The 22,170-nt window shown below is 39.2% G+C and carries 22 protein-coding genes and 1 pseudogene; all 23 read left to right on the forward strand.

The window, feature by feature from the left end:
• Window positions 1-102: 102 nt before the first annotated feature.
• Window positions 103-1,554, forward strand: coding sequence for an outer membrane protein (locus tag D2C72_00550; protein QEF42972.1), 1,452 nt, complete (start codon window positions 103-105; stop codon window positions 1,552-1,554).
• 12 nt (window positions 1,555-1,566) lie between these two features.
• On the forward strand, window positions 1,567-2,976 hold the full coding sequence (locus tag D2C72_00555; GenBank protein ID QEF42973.1) for an outer membrane protein: 1,410 nt from the start codon (window positions 1,567-1,569) through the stop codon (window positions 2,974-2,976).
• A gap of 98 nt (window positions 2,977-3,074) precedes the next feature.
• Entirely contained in the window at window positions 3,075-4,310 is a 1,236-nt protein-coding gene (gene purA, locus D2C72_00560; protein ID QEF42974.1) for an adenylosuccinate synthase, read from the forward strand.
• Window positions 4,307-4,734 (forward strand): annotated as a pseudogene (locus D2C72_00565) (flagellar FliJ family protein). The gene purA and the pseudogene D2C72_00565 overlap by 4 nt, the downstream one beginning before the upstream one ends.
• The gene (locus tag D2C72_00570) at window positions 4,727-5,395 is read left to right on the forward strand and encodes a flagellar protein (protein QEF42975.1); all 669 of its coding nucleotides are present in this window, start codon (window positions 4,727-4,729) and stop codon (window positions 5,393-5,395) included. Before D2C72_00565 ends, D2C72_00570 begins: the two are co-directional and overlap by 8 nt.
• The gene (gene rseP / locus D2C72_00575; protein QEF44146.1) at window positions 5,395-6,447 is read left to right on the forward strand and encodes an RIP metalloprotease RseP; all 1,053 of its coding nucleotides are present in this window, start codon (window positions 5,395-5,397) and stop codon (window positions 6,445-6,447) included. Before D2C72_00570 ends, rseP begins: the two co-directional genes overlap by 1 nt.
• A gap of 12 nt (window positions 6,448-6,459) precedes the next feature.
• Window positions 6,460-7,722, forward strand: a complete 1,263-nt coding sequence (locus D2C72_00580; protein ID QEF42976.1) for an exodeoxyribonuclease VII large subunit — start codon at window positions 6,460-6,462, stop codon at window positions 7,720-7,722.
• Between the two features lie 317 nt (window positions 7,723-8,039).
• Window positions 8,040-8,687 (forward strand): endonuclease, encoded by a 648-nt coding sequence (locus tag D2C72_00585; GenBank protein ID QEF44147.1) that lies wholly within the window; start codon window positions 8,040-8,042, stop codon window positions 8,685-8,687.
• Window positions 8,684-9,442 carry a site-specific DNA-methyltransferase gene (locus tag D2C72_00590; protein ID QEF42977.1) on the forward strand — a complete coding sequence of 253 codons (759 nt, stop codon included), beginning with the start codon at window positions 8,684-8,686 and terminating at the stop codon, window positions 9,440-9,442. The genes D2C72_00585 and D2C72_00590 overlap by 4 nt, the downstream gene beginning before the upstream one ends.
• Window positions 9,443-9,514: 72 nt before the next feature.
• A complete protein-coding gene (locus D2C72_00595; protein QEF42978.1) occupies window positions 9,515-12,085 on the forward strand; it encodes an AAA family ATPase in 2,571 nt (856 codons plus the stop codon).
• Between the two features lie 52 nt (window positions 12,086-12,137).
• The gene (locus D2C72_00600; protein ID QEF42979.1) at window positions 12,138-12,860 is read left to right on the forward strand and encodes a cytochrome c biogenesis protein CcdA; all 723 of its coding nucleotides are present in this window, start codon (window positions 12,138-12,140) and stop codon (window positions 12,858-12,860) included.
• A 9-nt stretch (window positions 12,861-12,869) separates the two neighbouring features.
• Complete coding sequence (locus D2C72_00605; protein QEF42980.1) at window positions 12,870-14,003, forward strand: dihydroorotase; 1,134 nt, start codon at window positions 12,870-12,872, stop codon at window positions 14,001-14,003.
• Complete coding sequence (locus D2C72_00610; GenBank protein QEF42981.1) at window positions 13,991-15,217, forward strand: metal-dependent hydrolase; 1,227 nt, start codon at window positions 13,991-13,993, stop codon at window positions 15,215-15,217. The genes D2C72_00605 and D2C72_00610 overlap by 13 nt, the downstream gene beginning before the upstream one ends.
• Window positions 15,218-15,277: 60 nt before the next feature.
• Window positions 15,278-15,520 (forward strand): hypothetical protein, encoded by a 243-nt coding sequence (locus D2C72_00615; GenBank protein QEF42982.1) that lies wholly within the window; start codon window positions 15,278-15,280, stop codon window positions 15,518-15,520.
• Window positions 15,521-15,529: 9 nt separating this feature from the next.
• Window positions 15,530-16,843: a tRNA (N6-isopentenyl adenosine(37)-C2)-methylthiotransferase MiaB gene (gene miaB, locus D2C72_00620; GenBank protein ID QEF42983.1), complete on the forward strand. Its 1,314-nt coding sequence runs from the start codon at window positions 15,530-15,532 to the stop codon at window positions 16,841-16,843.
• A gap of 38 nt (window positions 16,844-16,881) precedes the next feature.
• A complete protein-coding gene (locus D2C72_00625; GenBank protein ID QEF42984.1) occupies window positions 16,882-17,535 on the forward strand; it encodes a DUF374 domain-containing protein in 654 nt (217 codons plus the stop codon).
• A complete protein-coding gene (locus tag D2C72_00630) occupies window positions 17,528-18,508 on the forward strand; it encodes a hypothetical protein (GenBank protein QEF42985.1) in 981 nt (326 codons plus the stop codon). Before D2C72_00625 ends, D2C72_00630 begins: the two co-directional genes overlap by 8 nt.
• Entirely contained in the window at window positions 18,498-19,031 is a 534-nt protein-coding gene (locus D2C72_00635) for a hypothetical protein (GenBank protein QEF44148.1), read from the forward strand. Before D2C72_00630 ends, D2C72_00635 begins: the two co-directional genes overlap by 11 nt.
• On the forward strand, window positions 19,028-19,567 hold the full coding sequence (locus D2C72_00640; GenBank protein QEF42986.1) for a hypothetical protein: 540 nt from the start codon (window positions 19,028-19,030) through the stop codon (window positions 19,565-19,567). Before D2C72_00635 ends, D2C72_00640 begins: the two co-directional genes overlap by 4 nt.
• Before the next feature lie 15 nt (window positions 19,568-19,582).
• Window positions 19,583-19,981, forward strand: a complete 399-nt coding sequence (locus D2C72_00645) for a YkgJ family cysteine cluster protein (protein ID QEF42987.1) — start codon at window positions 19,583-19,585, stop codon at window positions 19,979-19,981.
• 36 nt (window positions 19,982-20,017) lie between these two features.
• Window positions 20,018-21,313: an ATP-dependent nuclease subunit B gene (locus tag D2C72_00650; protein QEF42988.1), complete on the forward strand. Its 1,296-nt coding sequence runs from the start codon at window positions 20,018-20,020 to the stop codon at window positions 21,311-21,313.
• Window positions 21,301-21,858 carry an indole-3-glycerol phosphate synthase gene (locus tag D2C72_00655; GenBank protein ID QEF42989.1) on the forward strand — a complete coding sequence of 186 codons (558 nt, stop codon included), beginning with the start codon at window positions 21,301-21,303 and terminating at the stop codon, window positions 21,856-21,858. Before D2C72_00650 ends, D2C72_00655 begins: the two co-directional genes overlap by 13 nt.
• A 56-nt stretch (window positions 21,859-21,914) precedes the next feature.
• On the forward strand, window positions 21,915-22,166 hold the full coding sequence (locus D2C72_00660; GenBank protein QEF42990.1) for a 4Fe-4S dicluster domain-containing protein: 252 nt from the start codon (window positions 21,915-21,917) through the stop codon (window positions 22,164-22,166).
• The last annotated feature ends 4 nt before the right edge of the window (window positions 22,167-22,170 follow it).

Raw genomic sequence — 22,170 nt, forward strand, 5'->3', positions numbered from 1 at the left:
TTTTTGAAACACTTAATAGCAAATTAAGAATGATTATCTTAAAATTAGAAAGTTTCTTTTATGGATTAAGTAAAATCACTTATCAAAGCAAAAAGGATATTTTTGAAAAACCACTCCTTTAAAAAAACGATCGCTCTTTCCTTACTAGCGGGCATGTCTTTGTGTAACGCTGAAGAAGATGGGGCGTTTTTTGTCATAGATTATCAAACGAGTTTGGCCAGACAGGAATTGAAAAATCCAGGCTTCACCCAAGCGCAAGAATTAAAGCAGTTAATCAGAGATGGGGCTGTGAGGTTGCAAACTTCTGCCATTCCCTTATCTTATTATTTGGATATTTTAGGGAATAAAACAAAAATTCTTTTGAGTGAAAGCCTGAAAAACGGCTCACAAACGCAACCATCGCAACCAAACCAAGCACAACCAAACCAAGCCTTAGTCAATTTAGAACAATCTCTAGGGATTTTAGGAAAGCTATTGGATCTATCCCAGCAATACGCCAATCAGGGTGTCATTAAGCCTTTGGTGGTGGATGTGAAGGGTCAAGAAGTCGGTATCACTGATAGCATGCTCTTAGTGGCTCAAAACATCGTTTTAGCTTTAGGGCAAGTGGATTTGAGCAAAATCCAACAAAACAATAACGAACAGCTATACGAAAATATTATGAAAGTCATGCTTTTAGGCGCAGGCGGGACTAATGGAGCGTATAATGGCGTGAGCGTGGGCGATATTGCCACAGGCATGCAAAATTTTTCTTCGCAAACGGGCTTGATAGGGGCTAATTCTACGGTGAGCGAACTCAACGCTTTGATTAAGAGCGGGATTTCTTTAGATCGTGAGACTTTGAGATTAGGGAGTTTTATTGAAAAAAATATTTGTAGCAGTGCATCGTCTTGTTTTAGTGGGAATCAGCTTATCTATAAGAAAGGGCTAGATAGAGTCATAAATATTATTAACGCGAGTTTAGGCCAGTTTGAATCTTCGGCTAGTTCTCTTTATAAGATTTCTTATATCCCTAATCTCTTTTCTCTCAAAGATTATCAGTCAGCGAGCATGAACGGCTTTGGGGCTAAGATGGGCTATAAACAATTTTTCACCCATAAGAAGAATATTGGCTTAAGGTATTACGGGTTTTTGGATTATGGCTATGCGAACTTTGGCGATACGAATTTAAAAGTGGGAGCGAATCTTGTTACTTATGGGGTAGGAACGGATTTTTTATACAATGTGTATGAACGCTCTAGAAGGAGGGAAAGGACTACAATCGGCCTTTTCTTTGGCGCTCAAATCGCAGGGCAAACTTGGAGCACTAATGTAACGAACTTGTTGAGCGGGCAAAGGCCTGATGTCAAGTCTAGCTCGTTCCAATTCTTGTTTGATTTGGGCGTGCGCACCAACTTTGCAAAAACCAATTTCAACAAGCACAGGCTAGACCAAGGGATAGAATTTGGGGTGAAAATCCCTGTTATCGCTCATAAATATTTTGCAACCCAAGGCTCAAGCGCGAGCTATATGAGGAATTTTAGCTTCTATGTGGGCTATTCAGTCGGTTTTTAAGGAAGGCTCTTGATGAAACATACCAATACAAAAGAGATAGAGAATACAAGAATGAAAAAAGGTCAATACCAAGCACTCAAAAAAGGGCTTTTAAAAACCGCTCTGCTTTTTAGCCTTCCCTTAAGCATGGCGTTAGCTGAAGACGATGGTTTTTATATGGGAGTGGGCTATCAAATCGGCGGCGCACAACAAAATATCAATAACAAAGGCAGCACCCTAAGGAATAATGTCATTGATGATTTCCGCCAAGTGGGCGTGGGTATGGCAGGGGGTAATGGGCTTTTAGCCTTAGCGACAAACACGACCATGGACGCTCTTTTAGGGATAGGCAACCAAATTATCAATACTAATACAACTGTTGGCAACAATAACGCAGAATTAACCCAGTTTAAAAAAATACTCCCCCAAATTGAGCAACGCTTTGAAACGAATAAAAACGCTTATAGCGTTCAAGCCTTGCAAGTGTATTTGAGCAATGTGTTGTATAACTTGGTTAATAATAGTAATAATGGCAGCAACAATGGAGTCGTTCCTGAATACGTGGGAATTATAAAAGTTCTCTATGGTTCTCAAAGTGAATTCAGTCTCTTAGCCACGGAGAGTGTGGCGCTTTTAAACGCGCTCACGAGAGTGAATCTGGATAGTAATTCGGTGTTTTTAAAAGGGCTATTAGCCCAAATGCAGCTTTTTAATGACACTTCTTCAGCAAAGCTAGGCCAAATTGCAGAAAACTTGAAGAACAGTGGTGCAGGATCAATGCTCCAAAAGGATGTGAAAACCATCTCGGATCGAATCGCTACTTACCAAGAGAATTTAAAACAGCTAGGAGGGATGCTGAATAATTACGATGAGCCCTACTTGCCCCAATTTGGGCCAGGCAAAAGCTCTCAGCATGGGGTTATTAATGGCTTTGGCGTTCAAGTGGGCTATAAGCAATTTTTTGGGAGCAAGAAGAATATAGGCTTACGGTATTACGCTTTCTTTGATTATGGCTTTACGCAATTGGGCAGTCTTAGCAGCGCTGTTAAGGCGAATATCTTTACTTATGGCGCTGGCACAGACTTTTTATGGAATATCTTTAGAAGGGTTTTTAGCGATCAGTCCTTGAATGTGGGGGTGTTTGGGGGCATTCAAATAGCGGGTAACACTTGGGATAGCTCTTTAAGAGGCCAAATTGAAAACTCGTTTAAAGAATACCCCACTCCCACGAATTTCCAATTTTTATTTAATTTGGGCTTAAGGGCTCATTTTGCCAGCACCATGCACCGCCGGTTTTTGAGCGCGTCCCAAAGCATTCAGCATGGTATGGAATTTGGCGTGAAAATCCCAGCTATCAATCAAAGGTATTTGAGGGCCAATGGGGCTGATGTGGATTACAGGCGTTTGTATGCGTTCTATATCAATTACACGATAGGCTTTTAAGCTCTTTTTAGGGCTTATAAAGAGGCTCTTTACTTTTTTTTGGTATTCTAACAAGCTTTTAGACCATCCAATCTACTTTGTTTTAAGGATAATATTTTATGGCAGATGTCGTTGTGGGGATTCAGTGGGGAGATGAGGGGAAGGGAAAAATTGTTGATAGGATCGCTAAAGATTATGACTTTGTGGTGCGCTATCAAGGCGGGCATAATGCGGGGCATACCATTGTGCATAAGGGGGTTAAGCATTCTTTGCATTTAATGCCCTCAGGAGCGCTATACCCCAAATGCAAGAACATCATTTCTAGCGCGGTGGTCGTGAGTATTAAGGATTTGTGCGAAGAAATCAGTGCGTTTGAGGATTTAGAAAATCGTTTGTTTATCAGCGACAGAGCCCATGTGATCTTGCCTTATCATGCCAAAAAAGACGCTTTTAAAGAAAAGTCTCAAAACATCGGCACGACTAAAAAAGGCATAGGCCCTTGCTATGAGGATAAAATGGCGAGGAGCGGGATAAGAATGGGGGATTTATTAGACGATACCATATTAGAAGAGAAACTAAAAGCGCATTTCAAAGCCATTGAGCCTTTTAAAGAAGCGTATGATTTGGGCGAGGATTACGAAAAAGATTTGAGGGAGTATTTTAAAACTTACGCTCCAAAAATTTGCCCCTTTATCAAAGACACCACAAGCATGCTGATAGAAGCGAACCAAAAGGGTGAAAAAATCCTACTAGAAGGGGCGCAAGGCACGCTTTTAGACATTGATTTAGGGACTTACCCTTTTGTAACAAGCTCTAACACCACGAGCGCTAGCGCATGCGTTAGCACCGGCTTAAACCCTAAAGCGATCAATGAAGTCATAGGTATCACAAAAGCCTATTCTACTCGTGTGGGTAACGGGCCTTTCCCTAGCGAAGACACTACACTCATGGGCGATCATTTAAGGACTAAGGGCGCGGAGTTTGGCACGACAACCAAGCGCCCAAGGCGTTGCGGGTGGCTGGATTTGGTGGCTTTAAAATACGCTTGCGCTTTGAATGGTTGCACGCAATTAGCCTTAATGAAATTAGATGTTTTGGACGGGATTGATGCGATTAAGGTGTGCGTGGCTTATGAAAGAAAGGGCGAAAGATTAGAGGCTTTCCCTAGCGATTTGAGAGATTGCGTGCCGATTTATCAAACTTTTAAAGGCTGGGAAAAAAGCGCGGGCGTGAGAAAATTAGACGATTTAGAGCCAAACGCTAGAGAGTATGTTCGTTTTATTGAAAAAGAAGTGGGGGTGAAAATTGGCCTTATTTCTACAAGCCCTGAAAGAGAAGACACGATTTTTCTATGAAAAAATTCGCTTCTGTGTTGGTGCAATTAAAAACCCTTGCGTTAGAAAAAATAGAACAAAAACTCCAAAACAAACGCCTAGAATTGCAACAAAACGAGCGAGAAATTTTGGACAAACAAGCCCAATTGAGCGCGTTTAAAAACCCTGAGTTGGGGGGAATGAGCCTTTTTTACAAACCCAGCAATTAAAAAGCGCTTTAAGAATGGAGATAGAATATTACCAACAAGAGGGCGAGAATTTAAATAAGGATTTAAAAGTTTTAGAAAAAGATTATTTTTTGGCTAACCAAGAGTTAGAAAAAGCTAAAATCATTTTAGAAAATGAAAAACAAAAAGAAAAGGAAAATTTGGAAAAAAAAGAGCAGGCCCTTTTAGATGAAAACGCCATGATTTTACACTGGCAAAAAGGGGGCTTGCATGCGTAAAATCTTGTTAATGGGCTTGATTTTACAAGCGCTTTTTAGCGAAGAAGCCGCGCAAGAATTGTTGCAATGCTCTGCGATTTTTGAATCTAAAAAAGCCGAATTGAAAGACGATTTGCGCCAATTGAGCGAAAAAGAGCAGTCTTTAAGGATCTTGCAAACCGAAAACGCCCGCCTTTTAGATGAAAAAAGCGATCTATTAAACCAAAAAGAAAAAGAAATAGACGAAAAACTGAAAAATTTAGCGGCTAAAGAAGAAGCCTTTAAAACCTTACAAACAGAAGAAAAGAAACGCCTTAAAAATTTGATAGAAGAAAATGAAGATATTTTAAGAGAAATCAAGCAGGCTAAAGACAGCAAGATTGGCGAGACTTATTCTAAAATGAAGGATTCTAAATCGGCTCTGATTTTAGAAAATCTACCCACTCAAAACGCCTTAGAAATTTTAATGGCGCTAAAACCTCAAGAATTAGGCAAAATTCTAGCCAAAATGGATCCTAAAAAAGCGGCGGCTTTGACAGAGTTGTGGCAAAAACCCCCAAAAGAAAATAAAGAAAATAAAGAAAACCAAAAAACCACAGATCCCACGCCCCCCACACCACCCACGCCTCCTAAAGAGCCAGCCCTAAAAGATCCTAACACCAAAGAGCCAACAGGGGTATGATGTTCATTGTAGCGGTTTTAATGCTGGCGTTTTTAATCTTTGTCCATGAGTTAGGGCATTTTGTTATTGCTAGGATTTGTGGGGTGAAAGTGGAAGTCTTTAGCATTGGTTTTGGTAAAAAACTCTGGTTTTTTAAGCTTTTTGGCACGCAATTCGCTTTGTCTTTGATCCCGCTTGGGGGCTATGTGAAATTAAAGGGCATGGATAAAGAAGAAAAAGAAGTGAATGAAGAAAAAGAAGCGAATGATAGCTACGTGCAAAAAAGCCCTTTCCAAAAGCTATGGATATTGTTTGGGGGGGCGTTTTTTAATTTTCTTTTTGCGATTCTAGTGTATTTTTTTCTGGCATTGAGCGGGGAAAAAGTCTTACTGCCCATCATTGGCGGTTTAGACAAAAACGCGCTAGAAGCCGGGCTATTAAAGGGGGATAAAATCCTTTCTATCAACCATCAAAAAATAGCGAGTTTTAGAGAGATTAGAAGCGTAGTGGCACGCTCTCAAGGCGAGTTAATTTTAGAAATAGAGCGAAACAACCGGATTTTAGAAAAACGCCTAACCCCCAAAATCGTGGCGGTAATAAGCGAATCTAATGATCCTAATGAAATCATCCAATACAAAGCGATAGGCATTAAACCGGACATGCAAAAAATGGGCGTTGTCTCTTATTCCCTAATTCAGGCGTTCAAGCAGGCTTTGAGTCGGTTTAAAGAGGGCGTTGTTTTGATTGTGGATTCTTTAAGGCGTTTGATTATGGGGAGCACTTCAGTTAAGGAATTGAGTGGGGTAATAGGCATTGTGGGAGCGTTAAGCCATGCCAATAGCGTGAGCATGCTTTTGTTGTTTGGGGCGTTTTTGTCTATCAATTTAGGGATTTTAAATTTACTACCCATTCCAACGCTGGATGGGGCGCAAATGCTAGGGGTTGTTTTTAAAAATATTTTTCATATCGCTTTGCCAACACCCATACAAAATGCGTTGTGGCTAGTGGGGGTGGGGTTTTTGGTTTTTGTCATGTTTTTAGGGCTTTTCAATGACATCACTCGTTTGCTATAAAAGGGGGAGTTGATGCATGTATTGAGCGTGAGCGAAATCAATGTGCAAATCAAAGCCCTTTTAGAAGCGACTTTTTTGCAAGTTAGGGTTCAAGGGGAAGTGAGTAATTTGACTATCCATAAGGTGAGCGGCCATGCGTATTTTTCGCTCAAAGACAGCCAGTCGGTTATTAAATGCGTGCTGTTTAAAGGGAACGCTAACAGGATCAAATTCGCTTTAAAAGAAGGGCAGGAAATGGTTGTTTTTGGGGGTGTTAGCGTGTATGTTCCAAGGGGGGATTATCAAATCAATTGCTTTGAAATAGAGCCTAAAGATATAGGTTCATTAACCCTAGCTTTAGAACAATTGAAAGAAAAATTACGCCTTAAAGGCTATTTTGATGAAGCGAATAAATTACCCAAACCGCATTTTCCTAAACGAGTGGCAGTCATCACTTCTCAAAATTCAGCCGCTTGGGCGGACATGAAAAAGATCGCTTCCAAACGATGGCCGATATGCGAATTAGTCTGTATCAACACTTTAATGCAAGGGGAAGGGTGCGTTCAAAGCGTGGTGGAGAGCATCGCTTATGCGGATAGTTTTCATGACACAAAAAACGCTTTTGATGCGATTGTAGTGGCTAGGGGTGGGGGGAGCATGGAGGATTTGTATTCTTTCAATGATGAAAAAATCGCCGATGCTCTGTATTTGGCTAAAACCTTCAGCATGTCAGCTATTGGGCATGAGAGCGATTTTTTATTGAGCGATTTAGTGGCGGATTTAAGGGCTTCTACGCCTTCAAACGCGATGGAGATCTTGCTCCCTAGTAGCGATGAGTGGTTGCAAAGACTTGATGGGTTTAATGTGAAATTGCGCCGCTCTTTTAAAACTTTGCTCCATCAAAAAAAGGCGCATTTAGAGCATTTAGCGGCTTCTTTGAAACGATTGAGTTTTGAAAACAAGCACCATTTAAACGCTTTAAAACTAGAGAAACTAACAATCGCTTTAGACAATAAAACCCTAGAATTTTTACGCTTTAAAAAAACGCTTTTAGAAAAAATCTCTATTCAAGCATTAACAAGCCCTTTTTTACAAACTAAAACAGAGCGCTTAAACAGGCTAGAAAACGCCCTCAAACTCGCTTACGCAAATTTGAAATTGCCCCAATTCGGGGCGTTTGTGAGTAAGAATGATCAAGCGATAGAATTAGAGGCATTAAAAATGGGCGATAAAATTGAATTAAACAATGAAAAAGCCAGAGCGAGCGCTGAAATTTTGAGCGTGGATAGGGTGTAGGGGTTTGAAAATCACTATCAAGACTTATGACTTTAAGCGATTAGTGCGGTTAGTGAATATTGGTGTTTGTTTTTAAAAAAATTTGCTTCTTAAAACTTTGTTTTATCGTTTTAGACTTATTCTATGGCAAAACTCTTAAGAGGATAGAGGGTATTTTGAAATAACTCTTCTCTTTAATCCCTTATATAGAGCCAAAGGGATTTTAAAACACCAGCCATTATAAAAAAGTTTTGTATTATAATTTGATGGATTTCTATGGATTAAGGTGTTTGGATTGAGTTTAGCCGATATTAATTTTAGAGCGTTTTAAAGATTTTATGAGAGAATACCCTGAGCCTTACAAGTTTTTGCAGGTTTTTTACGCGCAAGAAAAAGAACGCTTTTTAAACCATAAAATGAACGATTATATGAAGCAAAATAAAAGCAAGGAAGAGGCTAGTATTTTGGTCAGACAAGGCTTTGTCAGCGCGGTTGGAAGGGCGTTAGAAAAAATCATAGAACTTTTATTAAAAGATTTTTGTATTAAAAACAATGTCAAAATGACGAATGATAAAATCTTAAGGGCTAAGCGCATTAATGGCGAGCTGGATAAAGTCAAACGGGCTTTATTGGTGCATTTTGGAGAATATAGCGTTTTGCCAGATATTATTCTTTATCAAACCAACAAGGACAATATCAAAATTCTAGCGATTTTATCGGTAAAAAATTCGTTTAGAGAGCGTTTCACAGAAACGCCTTACTGGAAATTAAAACTTTTACAATCGCCCATAACTTCTCACATTAAAGTTTTCATGATAACACCGGATAACGATGATGAAATCAGTTTTAAAGGCAAGCCTAAAAAAGCTAGGATCGTCATGGAGCATGAATTAGATGGCCTTTATTTAGCCAAAAGCCATTTTGATCAAAGCCCTAAAATTAAGGGCATAGAGAATTTGTTAGAAGATTTAAAAAGGCTTTTATGAAACCTTATTTCAGTTTGGAAAAATTGGATTTATACCATGGTGATGCGAGCGTTTTAGAGACTTTTGAAAAAGGTTTTTATGATTTGTGCGTTACTTCACCGCCCTATAATTTGAGCATTGAATATCAGGGGAGCAATGATTTTAGGGCTTATGATGATTATTTGAGTTGGTGCAAAAATTGGCTTAAAAATTGTTATTTTTGGGTTAAGGAACAGGCGAGATTGTGCTTGAATGTCCCTTTAGATACAAATAAACATGGCAAGCAAAGTTTAGGGGCTGATATTATTATAGTGGCTAAAGAATGCGGTTGGAAATACCAAAATACGATCATTTGGAATGAAAGCAATATTTCAAGACGCACCGCTTGGGGGAGTTGGCTGCAAGCTAGCGCGCCCTATGCGATCGCTCCTGTGGAGTTGATCGTCGTTTTTTATAAAAACGAATACAAACGAAAAAAACAAACTTCTACGATGAGTAGAGAGGAATTTTTGCTCTACACGAACGGGCTTTGGAATTTTAGCGGCGAATCCAAAAAGCGCTTAAAGCACCCAGCCCCATTCCCAAGGGAATTACCCAGGCGTTGCATCCAATTGTTTTCTTTTTTGGAAGACACGATTTTTGATCCTTTTAGCGGATCTGGCACGACTATTTTAGAAGCCAACGCTTTAGGGCGTTTTAGCGTGGGTTTAGAGATTGAAAAAGAATATTGCGAGTTGTCTAAAAAGCGTATTTTGGAGAGTTTGTCGTTAGTGTGAGCGTTTTAAAAACCTTTGAGGGTTAAAATAGTGTAAAATAGTAAAGATTTTAAAACTCAAAAAGGATTGATAATGAATTTATTTGAAAAAATGACTGACCAATTGCATGAGACTTTAGACAGCGCGCTCGCTTTAGCCTTACACCATAAAAACGCTGAAGTAACGCCCTTGCACATGCTTTTTGCCATGCTCAATAACTCCCAAGGCATTCTCATTCAAGCCTTACAAAAAATGCCTGTGGATATTCAAGCTTTAAAACTTAGCGTTCAAAGCGAGTTGCATAAGTTCGCTAAAGTTTCACAAATCAATAAGCAAAATATCCAATTAAACCAAGCTCTAATCCAAAGTTTAGAAAACGCTCAAGGCTTGATGGCTAAAAGGGGCGATTCTTTCATCGCTACCGATGTGTATCTTTTGGCGAATATGAGCCTTTTTGAAAGCGTTTTAAAACCTTATTTAGACACTAAGGAATTGCAAAAAACTTTAGAATCTTTAAGAAAAGGTGCGACTATTCAAGGTAAAAACGATGATTCTAATTTGGAAAGTTTGGAAAAATTTGGCATTGATTTGACGCAAAAAGCCCTAGAAAATAAGCTGGATCCCGTGATCGGGAGGGATGAAGAAATCATTCGCATGATGCAAATTTTGATAAGAAAAACAAAAAATAACCCTATTTTATTGGGTGAGCCTGGAGTGGGGAAAACAGCTGTTGTGGAAGGGTTAGCCCAACGCATTGTGAATAAGGAAGTGCCTAAAACGCTTTTAAACAAACGAGTCGTCGCTTTAGATTTAAGCTTGTTGGTGGCTGGGGCGAAATACAGAGGCGAGTTTGAAGAGCGCTTGAAAAAGGTGATTGAAGAAGTTAAAAAAAGCGCGAATGTGATTTTATTCATTGATGAAATCCACACGATTGTAGGGGCTGGGGCTAGTGAGGGGGGCATGGATGCGGCTAATATTTTAAAACCCGCGCTCGCTAGGGGAGAATTGCACACGATTGGAGCGACCACTCTAAAAGAATACCGCAAGTATTTTGAAAAAGACATGGCGCTACAAAGGCGTTTCCAACCCATTTTACTCAATGAGCCTAGCATCAATGAAGCTTTACAGATTTTAAGGGGGTTGAAAGAAACTTTAGAAACGCACCATAATATCACCATCAATGACTCCGCGCTCATAGCGAGCGCTAAACTCTCTAGCCGTTATATCACCGATAGGTTTTTACCCGATAAAGCGATTGATTTGATTGATGAGGGGGCGGCTCAATTAAAAATGCAAATGGAATCAGAGCCGGCCAAACTCTCTAGCGTTAAGCGCTCCATTCAAAGACTGGAAATGGAAAAACAAGCCCTTGAAATGGAAAAAAAAGAAAGCAATCACAAACGCATGCAAGAAATCCTTAAAGGATTGAGCGATCTGAAAGAAGAAAAAATCCAATTAGAAGCGCAATTTGAAAACGAAAAAGAAGTGTTTAAAGAAATTTCACGCTTGAAAATGGAAATGGAAAGCTTGAAAAAAGAGGCTGAGAGGTTTAAGCGCAATGGGGATTACCAGCAAGCGGGTGAAATTGAATATTCTAAAATCCCTGAAAACAAAAAGAAAGAAGAAGAATTGCAGCACAAATGGGAAGCGATGCAACAAAACGGGGCGTTGTTGCAAAACGCTTTAACCGAAAACAACATCGCTGAGATCGTGAGCCAATGGACGCATATCCCAGTCCAAAAAATGCTCCAAAGCGAAAAAAATAGGGTTTTAAACATTGAAAGCGAATTGCAAAAAAGAGTGGTGGGGCAAGAAAAAGCAATTAAAGCGATCGCTAAAGCGATTAAAAGGAATAAGGCCGGGCTTAGCGATAGCAATAAACCTATAGGGAGTTTCCTCTTTTTAGGGCCAACAGGCGTGGGTAAAACCGAGAGCGCTAAAGCCTTGGCGCAATTCTTATTTGATAGCGATAAAAATCTTATAAGAATTGACATGAGCGAATACATGGAAAAGCACGCCATCAGCCGTCTTATTGGGGCTGCTCCTGGGTATGTGGGCTATGAAGAAGGCGGGCAATTGACCGAAGCGGTGCGCAGAAAGCCTTATAGCGTGGTGCTGTTAGATGAAGTGGAAAAAGCCCATCCGGATGTGTTTAACCTCTTGTTGCAGGTTTTAGATGAAGGGCATTTAACCGATAGTAAGGGCGTGAGGGTGGATTTCAAAAACACGATTTTGATTTTAACCAGCAATGTGGCTAGCGGCGCGCTTTTAGAAGAGGATTTGAGCGAAGCCGATAAACAAAAGGCGATTAAAGAGAGCTTGAGGCAATTTTTCAAGCCGGAATTTTTAAACCGCTTAGATGAAATCATCTCCTTTAACGCCCTAGATAGCCATGCTATCATTAATATCGTGGGGATACTCTTTGAAAACATTCAAAAAAAAGCGCTTGAAAGAGGCATTAATATAACCCTAGACGAAGAGGCAAAAGAATTGATCGCCGAAGCGGGATTTGACAGATTCTATGGCGCTAGACCCCTAAAGCGCGCGCTCTATGAAATGGTAGAAGACAAGCTCGCTGAACTCATTTTAGAGGATAAAATTAAAGAGAATGACAGCGTGGCGTTTGTGGTAGAAAATAACGAAATTGTGCCTAAGATTAAGTGAAGTTTGGTTATCCTAAAAAAATAAGAAATGGTTATTTTGAAAAAAGGATTGAATGATGTTTGATAACACGCTTGTTAATCTCTTTGACACAGCGCCTCTTTTAACTTCGCTTTTAGCCGGGATTTTAACTTTTTTAAGCCCTTGCGTGTTGCCTTTAATCCCGGCGTATATGTCTTATATTTCTCAAATTTCTTTAGAGGATATTAAAGATGGTAAGGCTAAAAGGGTTTCGGTTTTTTTAAAATCCTTGATGTTTGTGGTGGGGTTTTCGCTCGTGTTTTTGGGCGTGGGCATGTCTATGGCCAAGCTCATCCATAGCTTTTCGTTTGCCTGGGTGAATTATATCGCTGGGGGGATTGTGATCCTTTTTGGTTTGCATTTTTTAGGCGTGTTTCGTTTTTCATTTTTGTATAAAACCCAAAGCGTTGGTTTAGCGAGCAAATCTAATAGCATGCAGCGCTTTTACCCCTTTCTTTTGGGCATGAGTTTCGCTTTAGGCTGGACGCCATGCATCGGACCGATATTCACTTCTATTGTGATCATGAGCGCGAGTAAGGACGCTTATGGTCTAATCCTTATGGTGGTGTTTGTAATGGGCTTGGCGATCCCTTTTTTATTGGTGGCTTTAATGCTAGAAAGAGCACTTTTATTTTTGAAATCCTTAAAGAAATACAACCGCGCAATTGAAATCGTTTCAGGGTTGGTGCTTATTTTAATGGGAATATTGATCATGACAAATTCTTTAGAAAGCTTGACTAACTTTTTACAAAATTAGGAGAGTTTGATGCTGTTAAAAAACGCTTCGTTTTATGATGATGAAGTTTTAAAAAGAGCGGATATCCGCTTAAAAGATTCTCTCATTATAGAGATTGAAGAAAACTTAAGCCCTACCAAAAATGAAGAAGTGATTGAGTGCAGGGATTTATTCGTGCTGCCAAGCTTCATTGATTTGAGCGTTACTGGTTTGGAGGGTTATGAAAATTTAAAACAGAAGGCTTTTAAAGGGGGGGTAGGGTTACTCAATGTTTTCAATGGCGATCAAAGCGGCATTAAAAATATTATGGCAATTAAAAACAACCAACTAGCCGACATCGCTACGCTTAAAAATAAAGGAGGGGAAATTTTAATCGCGCCATCTGACGCTTTTTTAGAACTCATCAGCCATTATGCTAAATCTTACAACTTACCCCTTTTAGTCTCTTTAGAAAATTCTTTTGAAGCCCTAAATAGTGGGGAATTAGCCTATGAATTGGGGCAGAATTTTGTAGACAATGCGTTTGAAAACACGCACTTGGTGCGTTTCATGGAAGTTTCTAGAGCGTTACAAATCCCCATGCTTTTAGATAAAGTGAATAGTATCACCACGCTCAAACTCATCAAAGCCTTTAATGATTTAGGAGCGAAATTACAAGCCCAAACGCCCTTAAGCCATTTAATCTTAGATGAGAGCGTGTATGAAGATTATGAGCCACGATTTAAAATCGCCCCTCCTTTAAGGGATAAGGAAGGTCAAAACGCCCTAAAAGAAGCCCTAAAAAATAACGAAATCGCCATGCTCACAAGCCTTCATGTTTTTAAAAATTCTAACGCACAGCTTTTTGAAGAAAGCGCGTTTGGGTGTGAGAGCATAGAGGACGCTTTTAGCGTGGCTTATACTTTTTTAGTTCAAAAAAAGGTTATCAGCTTCCAACAGCTCATTAAAGTCATGGCAATCAATCAAGCGAGGTTTTTAAAACTCAATGCAGGCGAGATTAAAGAAAACCAATTAGCCAATTTGATGATCGTGGATTTAAACGCTCAAACAGGAGTGAGTAATCAAAATTCGCCCTTTTATGGTTTGGAATTGTATGGCGAAGTGCAAAGAATGATCTTAAAAGGGCAAACCACATTTATTAAGGAGAATGCATGCAAATCATAGGAGCGTCTTTAGTTTTTTTATGCAATGAAAAGTGCGAAGTGTTAGAAGATTATGGCGTGGTCTTTGATGAAAAGATTGTTGAAATAGGCGATTATCAAAGTTTAACGCTTAAATACCCCCACTTAAAGGCACAGTTTTTTGAAAATTCCGTTCTGTTGCCCGCTTTTATCAACGCACACACCCATTTTGAATTTTCCAACAACAAGGCGAGTTTTAATTACGGGAGTTTTTCTAGTTGGTTAGGGAGCGTGTTAAACAATGGGGGGGCGATTTTAGAAAATTGCCAAGGGGCTATTCAAAACGCTATCAGCACGCAATTAAAAAGCGGGGTGGGGAGCGTGGGAGCGATTTCTAACCACTTGATAGAAGTTGATTTATTAAAAGAAAGCCCCTTGAGTGCTGTCGTGTTTTTAGAGTTTTTAGGGAGCAGCTATTCTTTAGAAAAATTAAAAGCGTTTGAGGCGAAATTTAAAGAGCTAAAAGATTTGGAAGATGCAAAGCTTAAAGCGGCTCTCGCTGTGCATGCTCCTTATTCGGTCCAAAAAGACATGGCTTTGAGCGTTATCCAATTGGCCAAAGATTCACAAAGCCTGCTTTCTACGCATTTTTTAGAATCGTTTGAAGAGTTAGAATGGGTAGAAAATTCTAAAGGGTGGTTTGAAAATTTTTACCAGCATTTTTTAAAAGAGTCTCATTTTAAATCGCTCTATAAGGGCGCGAACGATTACATTGACATGTTTGAAGACACGCACACTTTATTTGTGCATAACCAGTTCGCTTCTTTAGAAGCGTTAAAAAGGATTAAATCTCAAGTCAAAAACGCTTTTTTAATCACATGCCCCTTTTCTAACCGCTTGTTGAGTGGGAAAGCGTTGGATTTAAAGAGAGCTAAAGAAGCTGGTTTGAGCGTGAGCGTGGCCACTGATGGCTTGAGCTCCAACGTTTCTTTGAGTCTTTTAGACGAATTGAGGGCGTTTTTGCTCACCCATAACATGCCGTTATTAGAATTAGCTAAGATCGCTCTTTTAGGGGCGACTAGGCATGGGGCTAAAGCTTTAGCCTTAAATAATGGCGAGATAGAAGCTAATAAGAGAGCGGATTTGAGCGTGTTTGGTTTTAATGAAAAATTCATTAAAGAGCAAGCGATCTTGCAATTTTTATTGCATGCTAAAGAAGTGGAGCGCTTGTTTTTAGGGGGGAAAAGGGTGATCTAATTTGTTTTAAAGACAGAATGCGTTAAAATGGGAAATCCAAATCAATTAAGGAAAGAGTCAATGAAATTAGTTTTAGCCAAGAATACAAGAAAATCAGACGCTAAGAGCGTGGAATTAGAGGATTTGTATCACAAATTCAGTGAAGACAAGCGTTCTATTTTCTATTTTGCCCCCACAAACGCCCATAAAGACATGCTCAAAGCGGTGGATTTTTTCAAAGAAAAAGGCCATACGGCTTATTTAGATGAGGTGAGGGTCAGCACTGATGAAAAAGATTTTCTTTATGAATTGCACATTATTTAAAGGCTTGTATTGAAAGTTTATATTGAAACCATGGGTTGTGCCATGAATTCTAGGGATAGCGAGCATCTACTAAGCGAACTATCCAAACTAGACTATAAAGAGACCAATGACCCTAAAATAGCGGATTTGATTTTAATCAACACTTGCAGCGTGCGCGAAAAACCTGAACGGAAATTGTTTTCAGAAATCGGGCAATTCGCTAAAATCAAAAAACCCAACGCCAAAATCGGGGTTTGCGGGTGCACCGCAAGCCACATGGGAGCGGATATTTTGAAAAAAGCCCCAAGCGTGAGCTTTGTGTTAGGGGCTAGGAATGTGTCTAAAATCTCTCAAGTGATCCATAAAGAAAAAGCGGTTGAAGTGGCGATTGATTATGATGAAAGCGCGTATGCGTTTGAATTTTTTGAAAAAAAGGCTCAAATTAGATCGTTACTAAACATCTCTATAGGTTGCGATAAAAAATGCGCTTATTGCATTGTCCCGCACACTAGGGGGAAAGAAATTTCTATCCCTATGGATTTGATTTTAAGAGAAGCTGAGAAATTGGCGAATAACGGCACTAAAGAGCTCATGCTTTTAGGGCAGAATGTGAATAATTACGGCGTTCGTTTCAGCAGCGAGCATGTGAAAGTGGATTTTAGCGATTTGTTGGATAAATTGAGCGAAATTCCAGGCATTGAAAGGATACGATTCACTTCGCCTCACCCTTTGCACATGAATGATGTATTTTTAGAACGCTTTGCCAAAAACCCTAAAGTGTGCAAGAGTATCCACATGCCCTTACAGAGTGGATCTAGTGCGGTGTTAAAGATGATGCGAAGGGGTTATAGTAAAGAGTGGTTTTTAAATCGGGTGGAGAGATTAAAGGCTTTAGTGCCTGAAGTGGGTATCAGCACGGATATTATCGTAGGCTTCCCTAATGAGAGCGATAAGGATTTTGAAGACACGATGGAGGTTCTAGAAAAAGTGCGCTTTGACACGCTCTATAGTTTCATTTATTCCCCACGCCCTTTCACTGAGGCGGGAGCTTGGAAGGAGAGAGTGCCGTTAGAAGTTTCATCTTCAAGGTTGGAGAGGTTGCAAAACAGGCACAAAGAAATTTTAGAAGAAAAAGCCAAGCTAGAAGTGGGTAAAACGCATGTGGTGTTGGTGGAAAATAGGCGTGAAGCTGATGGGCAAATTGCGGGTTTTGAGGGGTGCAGCGATACGGGGAAATTCATTGAAGTAGCGTGTAAAGAAAAAAGAAACCCGGGCGAGCTTGTAAAAGTGGAGATTATTTCTCATTCCAAAGGGCGCTTGATAGCGGCCATTAAAGGCAACTAATAAAAATAACCAATGAAGAGCGGGTTTAAAGGCGAGAATTGAGCTTAAAATTTTTCAGGAAAAATATCGTTTTAAAGGTTGTCCCTCGTTTGGCGTTTGGAGTCCTTTGGTTGTTGCATAAAACTTGTAAAAACCGCTATTTTTTAGCTCAAAATTTAAAAGAAAAACCCTTTATTGTAAGCTGTTGGCATGGGGAGCTTGGCATGATCGGGTTTGCGTATTTAAGGCTTGAAAAACCTTCTGTTTATGTGATCGCAAGCCAGCATTTTGACGGCTCTATTGCGGCGGGTTTGTTTGAAAGCTTTGGTTTTAAAAACATTAGAGGTTCTAGCAAAAAAGGAGGGGTTAAGGTTTTGATAGAGGGGCTTAAACGCTTGAAAGAAGGTTGCGATGTCGCTATCACTCCTGATGGCCCCAAAGGCCCACGGCACAGCATAGCGGATGGGGTGATCGCTTTAGCTCAAAAATCAGGCGTGGGGATTAGCGTTTGTCGGGTGGTTTGTAAAAACGCATGGCGGTTGAACACTTGGGATCAATTTGAAATCCCTAAGCCTTTTAGCGAAGTGCATTATTACATGCTAGAATCTGTAATCATCCCTAAAGAATGGGAACTTTCAAGGGCTAAAGAATATTTAAAGACGCGCATGGATTCTGTTGGATTTGAAGAATCTCAAAGGGGTTTGGGTGCTTAAAGGGTTAAAAAAAGCGTTTAAAGAGAGGTTTTGCTCTCAAGTGTATATCTCTTTTAATGTGGATCACAATCTTTTATCCGCTCAAATTTTAAGGGTTAAAAACCACCGCATTAAAGAGAAATTTTTTAAAACTTTTGAGACTAAAGTGGAGACTAAAAATGGTGAAGTCCCTATTCAAGCCTTAAAAATCGCCAGAACTTATAGCCAAAAATACCCCTACACTTATTTCAGCGCGATGAGTAAGGCTAAAGAGGTTTTATGCGAAAAGCAGGCGTTTGAACAAATCAAACAAGAAAATCAAGATTATCATGCTTGCGAAGTCAATCAAAAGTATTGCGTTTATGTGGAATCTAAGGATTTTTTAAAGGATTTTAAGCGTTTTAAAATCCAGGATGTGGATTTTTTGTTTTCGCCTTTTAGCCTTATTTATGATTTTGTGCGTGATAATTTAGAAAATAAGCCGTTGTTGTATTTGCTTTTGGAGCGTTCAAGATTTTATTTTTTGATTGCGGATAAAAAAGAGATTTTTTTAGCCAAATCCGTGTTTTTAGAAGAACAACCTGAAGAGTTTATAGAGAGCAAGGAAGAGGATTCTATGGAAATGGATAATGAGGCTGTGAATTTGTTTTTGAGTGAAATCCAAGAAGATATTGACAGCCTTGAAGAAGCGATAGGCCTAGACAGCAGTAAGGATAGTAAAGAAAAGAATGAGGACGCTTATAGTTTGATTGAAGGCATGACGAATATCCCCTTAATTGCAGATGTTTTGCAAGAGGGATTGCGCAGCGTCTATCATTCTAGAGAGATAGACTTTGTAGAAAAGGTGGTTGTTTTAGACAGTTGTCAAATCCACCACAAAGCGTTAATGCATTTGCAAGAAACTTTGATGATAGAAGTGGATAGGCTTGATTTTTCTTTAGTGGAGCGCTTGAACATTTTAGCGCGCATGGAGAATGAAAAGCATGCGTTTTAGTTACATTGAGCCAAGAGCGAAATACCTTATCAGCAAGCTTTCTAAAATTTGGGTTTTTTACATTTTTTTATCTTTTGTGGTAATAGGGGGGTTAGTGTGGTTTATGCATAACGCTATTAAAAGCACTCAAGACAACGCGTCTAGTTTGATGATCCAAGAAAGGCTCTACCGCCATGAAATCAGCCGCTTACAGGTTAAGACTGATGAAACCTTAAAACTCATTAAAGAAGCCAAAAAGCGTTTGAATTACAACGATGATATACGAGATGTTTTGCAAGGGCTTTTAAATATTGTGCCGGATTCCATCACTATTAATAGCATTGAAATAGACCAGCAAAGCGTGGTGGTTAGCGGTAAAACCCCTTCTAAAGAAGCCTTTTATTTTTTGTTTCAAAACAAACTAAACCCCATGTTTGATTATTCTAGGGCGGAATTTTTCCCTTTAAGCGATGGGTGGTTTAATTTTGTCTCCACTAACTTTTCTAATTCCTTACTGATAAAAAACCCGGAGTCTATTAAATGAAACCATTGCATTTTTCACACCTGGACAGAGAGCAATCAGGCGATGTGGGGTTTATCATTAAAAACCTCGTTTTTTTAGGGGTTTTTTCCTTATTGGGTTGGTTGAACACCGAGTATTTTCTATGGCCTAGCATGCTGGAATTAAAAAAAATCCTTTTAGAAGAAAATCGTAAAAAAAGCGTTTTAGAATACGCACAAAGGCATTTTGAAACAGCCCTAGCAAACTATCGCAATCAAAAAGAAACCAGCGAATCTTTGTTAAAGATTTTTAATGATGAAGAGTCCAGGCGGATTTTAGAAAAGATTTTAAAAAAATGTTTTGATGCCTATAAAATCAAACCCTTGCTCTCTCAAAACCCCCTTCAAAAAACCCAATTTTTTATCATGGCCAGAGCGAGCGAATTGGAAAAGACCTATCTTTTTTTCACCCTAATCAACAAGTATTTACCGAGCGCTCAAAGCCAATTGCCCTTAAAAATTTCAAAAGATGATGAAGGGTTGTTGGTGCAATTTAGCGTGAGTATTGATCTCCAATAGGATAGGGGTAGTTTAATGCAAGATTTTGATTTCAGTTTTAATCCTAAGGCATGCGAGGGTTGTGGGGCAAAGTGTTGCGTGGGAGAAAGCGGGTATATTTTTTTGAATATCCAAGAAATGCAACAAATTAGCGCTTTTTTAAAATTAGAATTAGAAGAATTCAGTCAAAAATACGTTAAAAAGGTGGGGTATAAGTTCTCTTTACTAGAAAAAGACGCTAAAGAGTTGGGTTTGGCGTGCGTGTTTTTGGATTTGGAGACGAAAAAATGCCAGATTTATAGCGTGCGCCCTAAGCAATGCCAAACTTTTCCTTTTTGGGAGAGCGTGAAAACTTTCTCTAAAGAGCAAAAAGAAGCTTTTTGTCAAAGCTGTCCGGGCATCACACAAAAAACCAAAGAAACTAAAGTGCGCTAAAATTCACTTTAGTTACACAAAAAAGGAAATAAAATAATGAATATTCAAACAAAGAAAAGATTTTTAGCAAATATATTGTTTTTTAGTCTGTTTTCTTGCCTTAAGGCTGAAACCCTTTCAGAAGATCATCAAATCCTGTTGAGTTCAGACGCTTTCCATAGAGGGGATTTTGCAGCCGCTCAAAAAGGGTATATGAATCTTTACAAGCAAACCAATAAAGTGGTGTATGCTAAAGAAGCGGCCATTTCAGCGGCGAGTTTAGGGGACATTAAAACCGCTATGCATTTAGCCATGCTCTATCAAAAAATCACCAATAATCGTAACGATGTTTCTATCAATAAGATTTTAGTGGATGGCTATGCGCAAATGGGGCAGATTGATAAGGCGATTGAACTATTACACAAAATCCGTAAAGAAGAAAAGACCATAGCCACAGACAATGTGTTAGGGACTTTGTATTTGACTCAAAAGCGTTTGGATAAGGCTTTCCCGTTGTTGAATAAGTTTTATAACCAAGTGCATGATGAAGACAGCCTAGAAAAACTCATTACAATCTATTTTTTGCAAAACCGCAAAAAAGAAGGCTTGGATTTGTTGCAATCTCATATAGACAGGTATGGTTGCTCAGAGCAATTGTGCCAAAAAGCGCTCAACACCTTCACGCAATTTAACGAGCTTGATTTGGCTAAAACGACTTTCGCTCGTTTGTATGAAAAAAACCCTATTGTTCAAAACGCCCAATTTTACATAGGGGTATTAATCTTGTTAAAAGAGTTTGATAAGGCCCAGCAAATCGCAGAATTATTCCCCTTTGACAGGCGTTTGTTGCTAGACTTATACACCGCGCAAAAAAAATTCGATCAAGCTTCCAAACAGGCTTCTTTAATCTATCAAGAAAGAAAAGACCCTAAATTCTTAGGCTTAGAGGCGATTTATCATTATGAAAGCTTGAGCGCGAATAAGAAAAAACTCACCAAAGAAGAGATGTTGCCCATTATTCAAAAATTAGAGCAAGCCACCAAAGAGCGCCAAGCTTGGCTTGCTAAAACTAAAGATAAAGAAGACGCGCAAGACGCTTTCTTTTATAATTTTTTAGGGTATTCCTTAATAGATTATGACTTAGATATTAAAAGGGGCATGGATTTTGTGAGGAAAGCCTTAGCCTTAGATTCTGGATCAGTGCTTTATTTGGATTCTTTAGCATGGGGTTATTACAAATTAGGGAATTGTTTGGAGGCTAAAAAAATCTTTTCTAGCATCGCTAAAGAGTTTATTCAAGCCGAACCCGAATTAAAAGAACACAATAAGATCATTCAAGAATGCAAGAAATAGGGATTTTAGAAAATTTACAAAAAAGCTTAGCCTTAAAAGAGGGCATGCTCTCTTATGAAATGCTGGGTAAAAGCCTATCGTATAACCCTTACTTGCCTAGAGTCATTCCTCAAACTAAAGATTGTGTTTTTGTAACCCCTGATGAGGTTTTAGAAAAGATTTTGAAAGAAAACACCCGCACCGATTGCGTCATTGTCAATTTCAAAGGATTATACGAAATAGGCGTGCCAAGCGTGTTTGATTTAGAAGTTTTAGGGTTATTGCGCCGCCATGCGAGTTCTTTGATTGTCCATCAGGATCTTTTCATCAGCCACTACCAGCTTTTAGAATCGCTTGTTCAAGGCTCTGATGGGGTCATTTTAGATGAAGAGCTTTTAAAAGAAGATCTAAAAGGCATGGTAGAATTTTCTTGGCGTTTGGGCTTAGGCGTGTTTGTAGAAACCCACAAGCCAGATTACACCCATTTAAAAGATTTAGGGGTTTTAGGCGTGCTAGAAAAAGTCCCCCATTCTTATAATCAAAAAAAAATAGTCTTTTTAGATTGAATTTTAAGCTAATTTAGAGTAAAAATCGTATTCAAACTTTTTAAAAGGAGTTAGTCATGTCATTATTGGTGAATGATGAATGCATTGCATGCGATGCTTGCAGAGAAGAATGCCCTAGTGAGGCGATTGAAGAGGGCGATCCCATTTATAATATTGATCCAGATCGATGCACGGAGTGTTACGGGTATGATGATGAGCCTCGTTGCGTGAGCGTATGCCCTGTAGATGCGATTTTACCGGATCCTAACAACGCAGAGAGCAAAGAGGAATTGAAATACAAATACGAAATCTTAAAAGAGCAAGACTAAAGGC

The organism is Helicobacter pylori (assembly GCA_008032955.1).
Lineage (GTDB): Bacteria > Campylobacterota > Campylobacteria > Campylobacterales > Helicobacteraceae > Helicobacter > Helicobacter pylori_DC.

Excerpts from the sequence above, each read along its gene's own strand:
- D2C72_00555 (QEF42973.1), top strand. The coding sequence starts at position 1,567 with ATGAAACATACCAATACAAAAGAGATAGAGAATACAAGAATGAAAAAA.
- purA (QEF42974.1), top strand. The coding sequence starts at position 3,075 with ATGGCAGATGTCGTTGTGGGGATTCAGTGGGGAGATGAGGGGAAGGGA.
- D2C72_00570 (QEF42975.1), top strand. The coding sequence starts at position 4,727 with ATGCGTAAAATCTTGTTAATGGGCTTGATTTTACAAGCGCTTTTTAGC.
- rseP (QEF44146.1), top strand. The coding sequence starts at position 5,395 with ATGTTCATTGTAGCGGTTTTAATGCTGGCGTTTTTAATCTTTGTCCAT.
- D2C72_00580 (QEF42976.1), top strand. The coding sequence starts at position 6,460 with ATGCATGTATTGAGCGTGAGCGAAATCAATGTGCAAATCAAAGCCCTT.
- D2C72_00585 (QEF44147.1), top strand. The coding sequence starts at position 8,040 with ATGAGAGAATACCCTGAGCCTTACAAGTTTTTGCAGGTTTTTTACGCG.
- D2C72_00590 (QEF42977.1), top strand. The coding sequence starts at position 8,684 with ATGAAACCTTATTTCAGTTTGGAAAAATTGGATTTATACCATGGTGAT.
- D2C72_00595 (QEF42978.1), top strand. The coding sequence starts at position 9,515 with ATGAATTTATTTGAAAAAATGACTGACCAATTGCATGAGACTTTAGAC.
- D2C72_00600 (QEF42979.1), top strand. The coding sequence starts at position 12,138 with ATGATGTTTGATAACACGCTTGTTAATCTCTTTGACACAGCGCCTCTT.
- D2C72_00605 (QEF42980.1), top strand. The coding sequence starts at position 12,870 with ATGCTGTTAAAAAACGCTTCGTTTTATGATGATGAAGTTTTAAAAAGA.
- D2C72_00610 (QEF42981.1), top strand. The coding sequence starts at position 13,991 with ATGCAAATCATAGGAGCGTCTTTAGTTTTTTTATGCAATGAAAAGTGC.
- D2C72_00615 (QEF42982.1), top strand. The coding sequence starts at position 15,278 with ATGAAATTAGTTTTAGCCAAGAATACAAGAAAATCAGACGCTAAGAGC.
- D2C72_00635 (QEF44148.1), top strand. The coding sequence starts at position 18,498 with ATGCGTTTTAGTTACATTGAGCCAAGAGCGAAATACCTTATCAGCAAG.
- D2C72_00640 (QEF42986.1), top strand. The coding sequence starts at position 19,028 with ATGAAACCATTGCATTTTTCACACCTGGACAGAGAGCAATCAGGCGAT.
- D2C72_00645 (QEF42987.1), top strand. The coding sequence starts at position 19,583 with ATGCAAGATTTTGATTTCAGTTTTAATCCTAAGGCATGCGAGGGTTGT.
- D2C72_00650 (QEF42988.1), top strand. The coding sequence starts at position 20,018 with ATGAATATTCAAACAAAGAAAAGATTTTTAGCAAATATATTGTTTTTT.
- D2C72_00655 (QEF42989.1), top strand. The coding sequence starts at position 21,301 with ATGCAAGAAATAGGGATTTTAGAAAATTTACAAAAAAGCTTAGCCTTA.
- D2C72_00660 (QEF42990.1), top strand. The coding sequence starts at position 21,915 with ATGTCATTATTGGTGAATGATGAATGCATTGCATGCGATGCTTGCAGA.